At 66.9% G+C, this 4,101-nt stretch carries 4 protein-coding genes; all 4 read left to right on the top strand.

Going from position 1 to position 4,101, the window contains the following annotated elements:
• Positions 1-216: LysR substrate-binding domain-containing protein (locus tag ACDELDRAFT_RS19770; protein WP_005799823.1), on the top strand; the 216-nt coding region annotated here is incomplete at its 5' end.
• Between the two features lie 147 nt (positions 217-363).
• Positions 364-1,230 (top strand): PPK2 family polyphosphate kinase, encoded by an 867-nt coding sequence (locus ACDELDRAFT_RS19775; RefSeq protein ID WP_005799824.1) that lies wholly within the window; start codon positions 364-366, stop codon positions 1,228-1,230.
• A 200-nt stretch (positions 1,231-1,430) separates the two neighbouring features.
• Positions 1,431-2,750 (top strand): Glu/Leu/Phe/Val family dehydrogenase, encoded by a 1,320-nt coding sequence (locus ACDELDRAFT_RS19780; protein ID WP_005799825.1) that lies wholly within the window; start codon positions 1,431-1,433, stop codon positions 2,748-2,750.
• A 219-nt stretch (positions 2,751-2,969) separates the two neighbouring features.
• Positions 2,970-3,917, top strand: coding sequence for a Bug family tripartite tricarboxylate transporter substrate binding protein (locus ACDELDRAFT_RS19785; RefSeq protein WP_005799826.1), 948 nt, complete (start codon positions 2,970-2,972; stop codon positions 3,915-3,917).
• Positions 3,918-4,101: the final 184 nt, after the last annotated feature.

Here is a 4,101-nt window from a genome sequence, read left to right on the forward strand (position 1 = left end):
ATCGAGGCGGGCCTGGGCTGGGGCTGGCAGCCGCGTGCGCTGGTGCAGCCGCGCATCGAGGCCGGCTCGCTGGTCGAGATGCCGTTTGACAACCTCAGCAACGGCGTGGCGCTGTGGGTGGACGTGGTCTGGTCCAAGGAGCGCCCCCTGGGCCTGGGCGCGCGGCGCTTCGTGCAGCTGATCGCGCAGCAGGGGCGGCCGGGCTCCGGCGCTTGAAAATTGGATCAAATTGCCCTGTAGCGCTTTTGCAATCTACGCAATATGCTCTTTAATCAATAGCAAATACCGCCACACGCTCCGCGCACATTGACCCGGCCGCGGCCTTGCGCCAAGCTGGCACATCCACCGCCCCGACGCATCACCATGAACCACACCCCTTTTCACAGCAACAACAAGGCCCTGGCCAAACGCTGGGCCGACTGGCAGCCCCGGCTGGCCAACGGCTCGGGCGCCAAGCCGGTCTCGCTGCGCGACTACGATCCCGACGCCAAGCCATTCCTCGACGGCGACAAGATGCAGGGCAAGGAGGCCGTGCAGGCCCTGGCCACCGAACTCGACGCCTTGCAGAACCTGCTCTACGCCGACCGGCGCTACAAGCTGCTGGTGCTGCTGCAGGGCACCGATGCCTCGGGCAAGGACGGCACCGTGCGCGGCGTGTTCGGCAGCATGAGCGCACTCGGCGTGCACGCCGTGAGCTGGAAGGCGCCCACCGAACCCGAGCGCGCACACGACTACCTCTGGCGCATCCACCAGCAGATGCCGGGCGCGGGCGAGCTGACGGTGTTCAACCGCAGCCACTATGAAGACGTGCTGGTGCCCGTGGTCAACGGTTGGATCACACCCGAACAGCACCGCCAACGGCTGGCCCACATCAACGACTTCGAGCGCATGCTCAGCGAAACCGGCACCGTGATCGTGAAATTCATGCTGCACATCAGCGCCGACGAGCAGCGCCAGCGCCTGCAGGAGCGCCTGGACGACCCCACCAAGCACTGGAAGTTCGACATGGGCGACATCGCCGTGCGCAAGCAGTGGGCCGATTACCAGAAGGCCTATGAAACGCTGCTGTCGGCCACGCACACCCCCTGGGCGCCCTGGACCATCGTGCCCGCCAACTCCAAGACGCACCGCAACCTGATGATCGCCACCGTGCTGCGCGAGGTGCTGCAGAACCTCGACCTGCGCTACCCGCCAGGCGATCCGGCGCTGGAGCATTTCACGGTGGAGTGACGCCATTTGCAGCCTCACAATGCTGCAGCGCAATATGGACGGACATCAAAAGCTATTTTTTCGATAGCAAGTGACGCGAAAGCAGCGGCGGGCGAGGTTATGCAAACGGCGCATAATTTCGCAACACTCCGGCCTTGGACAGCCCGGTGCGGCAGGCATAAGCTGTGGCACCTGAACCGATCCCACAAGGAAAACCTGCCATGCTGCACCCTACTGGAACGCCGGACACCCCCGGCACGCCCACCGTCCACCAACTGCCCTCCTACCTGCAGGCCGACAAGCTCGGCCCCTGGGGCAACTACCTGCAGCAGGTGGACCGCGTCACCCCGTACCTCGGACACCTGGCGCGCTGGGTGGAGACGCTCAAGCGGCCCAAGCGCTCGCTGATCGTCGACGTGCCGATCCACATGGACGACGGCACCATCGCCCACTTCGAGGGCTACCGCGTGCAGCACAACACCTCGCGCGGCCCCGGCAAGGGCGGCGTGCGTTTCCACCAGGATGTGACGCTGTCGGAAGTGATGGCCCTGTCGGCATGGATGTCCATCAAGAACGCCGCAGTGAACGTGCCCTACGGCGGTGCCAAGGGCGGCATCCGTGTCGACCCGAAGAAGCTCTCGCAGGGTGAACTCGAGCGCCTGACGCGCCGCTATACCAGCGAGATCGGCATCATCATCGGCCCCACCAAGGACATCCCCGCGCCCGACGTCAACACCAATGAGCAGATCATGGCGTGGATGATGGACACCTACTCCATGAACGAAGGCGCCACCGCCACCGGCGTGGTGACCGGCAAGCCGGTGGATCTGGGCGGATCGCTGGGCCGTCGCGAGGCCACGGGCCGTGGCGTTTTCACCGTGGGCGTGGAAGCAGCACACCACATCGGACTCAAGATCGAGGGCGCGCGCGTGGCCGTGCAGGGCTTTGGCAACGTGGGCGGCATCGCCGGCAAGCTGTTTGCCGAGGCTGGCGCCCACGTGGTGGCCGTGCAGGACCACACCGGCAGCATCTACCGCGAAGGCGGCCTGGATGTGCCCGCCCTGCTGGCCCATGTGAAGGAAACCGGCGGCGTGGGCGGCTTTGCCGGCGCCGACCGGCTCGACAACGATGCGTTCTGGGGCGTGGATTGCGAGATCCTCATCCCCGCCGCACTCGAAGGCCAGATCACCGGCGCCAACGCCGGCCGCATCAAGGCCCGCATGGTCATCGAAGGCGCCAACGGCCCCACCACCACCGAGGCCGACGACATCCTGCACGACAAGGGCGTGCTGGTGCTGCCCGACGTGATCGCCAACGCCGGCGGCGTGACGGTGAGCTACTTTGAATGGGTGCAGGATTTCTCCAGCTTCTTCTGGAGCGAGGACGAGATCAACGCGCGCTTGGTGCGCATCATGAAAGAGGCCTTTGCCGGCGTATGGCAAGTGGCGCAGGAGCACAAGGTCACCGTGCGCACCGCCACCTTCATCGTGGCGTGCAAGCGCATCCTGCATGCACGCGAAATGCGCGGCCTGTACCCCTGATCACGAGCGGCTTCGCACAAAGGGCTGCCCCGCAGGGCGGCCCTTTTTTTCGCCCGCGCGTCCCGCCGCCCCGCTTTCGCGCCCAGAAAGCCGGGCTTTGCCATTGACAAAGCGATCCACTCCAAAACCCTAGGCGGGGAACGCGGGAGGCCCGGCTATGGTTGACTCCCATGCGCTGGACGCCTCACCGAGGCCGCGGCGCCCCCCCAAGGAGCCCCCATGATCTTTCGACGCTGCCTGCTGGCCGCCGTGGCGACCCTGCCCCTGGTCTCCTGGGCCGCCTGGCCCGAACGCCCCATCACCATCGTCGTTCCCGCCGCAGCGGGCGGCACCACCGACATCGCGGCGCGCGTGCTGGCCGAGAAGATGGGCAAGGACCTGGGCACCTCCATCGTCGTCGAGAACAAGGGCGGCGGGGGCGGCAGCATCGGCACCGCGCAGGTGGCGCGCGCCAAGCCCGACGGCTACACGCTGCTCATGGGCAACATCGGCCCGGTGGCGATCAATTTCAGCCTGTACAAGCAGCTCAGCTACAAGGAAAGCGACCTGCGCGGCATCACCAATGTGATCTCCGTGCCCAACATCCTCGTCGTCCATGCCGAATCGCCCGTGCGCAGCGCGCAGGAGCTGGTCAGCCTGGCGAAGACGCGCCGCCTGAACGTGTCCACCTCGGGCGTGGGCCAGTCGCCCCACATGTCCTCGGAGATGTTCCGCCAGAAGTCCGGCATCGACGTGACCCTGGTGCCCTATCCCGGCGCTGCCCCGGCCGTGACGGCGCTACTGGGGCAGCAGGTGGATTTCATGATCGACAACCTGCCCAGCTCCATGCCGCACATCAAGGCCGGCAAGTTCCGCGCGCTGGCCATCACCAGCGCCGAGCGTTCGGCGCAATTGCCCGATGTGCCGACCATGGCCGAGGCCGGCGTGCCCATGCAGGTCACGGCCTGGTTCGGCCTGCTGGCGCCGGCCGGCACGCCCGATACCGTGGTCGAGCGCCTGCAGCAATCGGCGCGCAAGGCCATGCAGACGCCCGAGGTGCGCCAGCGCTTTGCCGAGCTGGGCGGCGTGCCCGGCGGCGAGACGCCGGCCGAGTACGACGCCTTCATCGCCCAGGAGCGCAAGAGCTGGGCACAGATCGTCAAGGCGGCGGGCCTGTCCCTCGAATAACCCGGGCGGGGCGGGCGCGCGCACGCCCCCGTCTTTCACTGCTCTCCCGATTCCATGCATCCAGACATCGAACACCTGCTGGCCCAGCCCTTCGGGTCGCTGCCCGAACTGATAGAACGCCAGGCCGCGCACCGCCCCGGCCACACTGCCCTGCTCCTGGAGGACCAGCGCCTGGACTACGCCG

The sequence above is a fragment of the Acidovorax delafieldii 2AN genome (assembly GCF_000175235.1).
Classification (GTDB): Bacteria; Pseudomonadota; Gammaproteobacteria; order Burkholderiales; family Burkholderiaceae_C; genus Acidovorax; species Acidovorax delafieldii_B.